Origin of the sequence: Anaerofustis sp. (assembly GCF_019420015.1) — a bacterium.
In the GTDB taxonomy this organism is placed as follows: domain Bacteria; phylum Bacillota; class Clostridia; order Eubacteriales; family Anaerofustaceae; genus Anaerofustis.
In genome coordinates this window covers 1-3600 of the sequence record NZ_JAHZIA010000052.1, presented here as the reverse complement: position 1 = coordinate 3600, position 3600 = coordinate 1, and the positions used below count along the sequence as shown (strand labels likewise).

The window sequence follows — 3600 nt, the reverse complement described above, 5'->3', positions numbered from 1 at the left end:
GGCGCCCTTTATTCCAAATATTTGGGCGAGCAAATATTTGGTGGGGTTTAAGGGGTGAAACCCCTTGTAAGGGTGTAAGGGGCAGCGCCCCTTAATAAAGTTTTTTAAATAAACCTCTCCGGCTCATACTCCCTATCAACCCTCTTTAACGTATCCTCAAGATTGATACCTTTCGGAAGCTTCGTCTTATCCATCTCTTCAACGAGCCCTCCTGTTACCGCATTCGCCAAATCCATATCATCCTTTTGCCAAGGAAGCAGGCACGCATGATCAAAGCTACTTCCTCCAGTACGCGTAGTATACTTTCTTCTATAAATATATGATATTCTTCTTTTATCACTATTTTTTACATTCTTACCTTCATACTGAAGTCTTTCGGCAAAGTACCTCTCTTTATCTTCCTTGGATGCAGCTTCATTTTCCTTTATGTATTTATTCAGTGCTTTTACTGCATTTTTATACGCCAAAGAATAATCATAGGATGTTACTTTAAATTCTACTTTTGAATAATTATAGCTTTCATCTTTGTCTTCATATCTAAGTTCTTCATAATTCTCAGTATCTTCATAGTCTGTATTATCATAAACAAAGTTCACACCTTTTTTATCTCCCGGATACATTATCTCTATTATCTGTTGTTCTTCCTCTATATTTACCAACTTATCACCAAACAAACACTCATATCCGTCGGATTTCATATCGCTCTCCATTGATTTACTTTGACGACTGTCATACGTTATTCCCTGAAAATACCCCCATATGATAAGTACAACTGCAGTTGAAATGATACCAATAACAAAATTTGTTATACCTTCTTTTATCTTCTTTTTCATAACATAACCCCTATTATATTTATATATATAATAGCATATTTTTCATCATACATAATCTCATTTCATCAAAAAAAGACACCATAGTGTCTTTACACATAGGGGCTTTGCCCCCATAACCCTATCAAGGGATTTTACTGGCGGAAAATTTATCCCCACCCCTTTCGTAAAAAACGGGGTGGCGGTAGCAACAATTCCCGAAAAAACGGGTAGTTTTTTTCGAGGAAATCTTGTTGCGTTACAAGCTCAATGCAGTTGTATCCTTTTTACCTCTTTTTTTGGATAAGCAAAAAAAGAGCGGGGTCCCAGGGGCTGCGCCCCTGGATAGGGTTTAAGGGGTGAAACCCCTTGTAAGGGTGCAAGGGGCAACGCCCCTTAATAATGTTTGTTAAATAAACCTCTCCTGCTCATACTCCCTATCAACCCTCTTTAACGTATCCTCAAGATTGATACCTTTCGGAAGCTTCGTCTTATCCATCTCTTCAACGAGCCCTCCTGTTACGGCATTTGCCAAATCCATATCATCCTTTTGCCAAGGAAGCAAGATAATATAAAATGAACGACTCCATTTATTAGTTTGACTCAAAGGTATACGCTCATAACATCTGTCAATATAATATACCTCTTTAACATCCTCCATCCTTATCTTCTGCCCTTCATACTGAAGTCTTTCGGCAAAGTATCTCTCTTTATCTTCCTTGGATGCATTTTTATTTTCATTCATATATTTATTCAGTGCTTTTACTCCGTTTTTATACGCCAAAGAATAATCATAAGATGTTACTTTAAACTTTACTTTATAATGCATATTATCATATAACTTCTCCATATCGCCTATATTCTTATACTCCGTGTTATCATAAACAAAGTTCACACCTTTTTTATCTCCGGGATACATTATCTCTATTATCTGTTGTTCTTCCTCTATATTTACCAACTTATCACCAAACAAACACTCATATCCGTCGGATTTTATATCTTCTTCCATTTGCCTATTATCGTTATATACTATTTCATTGTAAAATTCATTAATAGTAATCATAACTACTGCTATAATAATAACAATAATAATACTTTTCACATTTTCTATTATTTTTCTTTTCATAAACATCCCCTAGCCCCGCTATAAATCATCTTATACATACAAAATATTACTAATAAAATGAATCATCTTTTTTATTATCTTTTTCCCATGATTTTTTTTCTTTATTCATTCTATCATCATACAAATAATTATACAAGCCACTTATAACTTTTATACCTTTATCATTCTTTATGTGTTTATTTAATACTTTTTTAACATCTTTACCTATAGCTTTTTTCAACATATCATTAGGCATACCTAATGCAGTATTGATACTTGTATTCACAATTGCATCTTTAAGAGCAGATTGCTTTACTTTTTCCATATTTGGATTGTTAGCATTATTATTTAAATTTTCAGTATAAGACTTTCCGTACTCTGATGCTGAATCCAATCCAATTCCCAAATAAGGGCTAATCAAATCAGCAGCAAAAGATACTGTCATATCCCCTCTATCTTTCCAATCTTCAATCAACTTTTGAGTCTCAGGATCACTATTCTCCTCTAAATAATCCATCGCTATTTCAAAAGCAGACGGCGTAAACACTTCGTCATTTCCTCCCATTACGCTTCCTGCCTGAAAGGTGTTTTTGACTTTTTCACCGACTCCGGCCTTAAAACTTTCCCACTTTAATCTCCCCGGACTTGCATCCTCAAGCTCTCTTTCCATGTATGCAATCCCTGCTCTTTGGTTAAGTCTCGGAACCAAATCCCTTAAGTATTCAGCCTGAGCTTCCGCCCCGTATTTTCCTAAAAGATATTTTGCATTTTCCTTTTCTTCTTTTGTCATGTAGTCATAATTCTTTTTGTCTTCTTCATTTTTTGTCTTATTATACTTGCTGTCTTCTTCAAATGATTTTAAAGGATTCTTGTCAAAGTACAACCCTGCCATGTTATTGTCCGATGAAACTTTGTCGGCTTTTTCAATGTAATAATCTTTGTTTTTATCCTTGTTTATCTCTTGTTCCTGATTTGATAAATTTTTCTCTTTGGTTTCAAAAGACACATATTCTTTTCTTGCTTTTTCCATATTCCCATAAGTATTCTCTTTATTAAACTTACCATATGGAGTATAATATTTATCCATAATATCATTGGTTGTCTTTTGTATATTCCCTCTCTCCTCGGCACTTCTCCTTATCTGAGGTTTTAATTCAATACCTCCTCTTGCATTCACGTTCGCATATTGACCTACGTTTCGCAAGTCCCCAACACTCACTCTTCCCTTACCATAATGTGGTATTCTACTGTTCATTTCTCCGTACGTACTCCTAGAGTTCACAGGCTTCGCATTATTGATAATAGACTGTGTGGAATTATGTATCTTTTCTCTCTCTTCGGCACTCCTCCTTATCTGAGGTTTTATCTTTATTCCACCTCTTGCATCTACGTTCGCATACTGACCTACATTTCGTAAATCATTCTCACTCACTCTTCCTTTACCGTACTGAGGTATCCTGTTATTCATTTCTCCGTACGTACTCCTAGAGTTCACAGGCTTCGCACTATTAATAACTGCCTGTGTAGAATTATGTATCTTTTCTCTCTCCTCAGCACTCCTCCTTATCTGAGGTTTTAATTCAATACCTCCTCTTGCATTCACATTCGCATACTGACCTACGTTTCGTAAGTCCCCCACACTCACTCTTCCTTTACCATACTGTGGTATTCTACTGTTCATTTCTC

At 35.6% G+C, this 3600-nt stretch carries 3 protein-coding genes; all 3 read right to left on the bottom strand.

Going from position 1 to position 3600, the window contains the following annotated elements:
* Nucleotides 1-104 precede the first annotated feature (104 nt).
* A complete protein-coding gene (locus QZ357_RS08825; protein ID WP_290776300.1) occupies nucleotides 105-833 on the bottom strand; it encodes a hypothetical protein in 729 nt (242 codons plus the stop codon).
* A 385-nt stretch (nucleotides 834-1218) separates the two neighbouring features.
* Complete coding sequence (locus tag QZ357_RS08820; RefSeq protein ID WP_290776298.1) at nucleotides 1219-1935, bottom strand: hypothetical protein; 717 nt, start codon at nucleotides 1933-1935, stop codon at nucleotides 1219-1221.
* Between the two features lie 49 nt (nucleotides 1936-1984).
* The coding region (locus QZ357_RS08815; protein ID WP_290776296.1) for a hypothetical protein at nucleotides 1985-3600 on the bottom strand (1616 nt) is incomplete at its 5' end.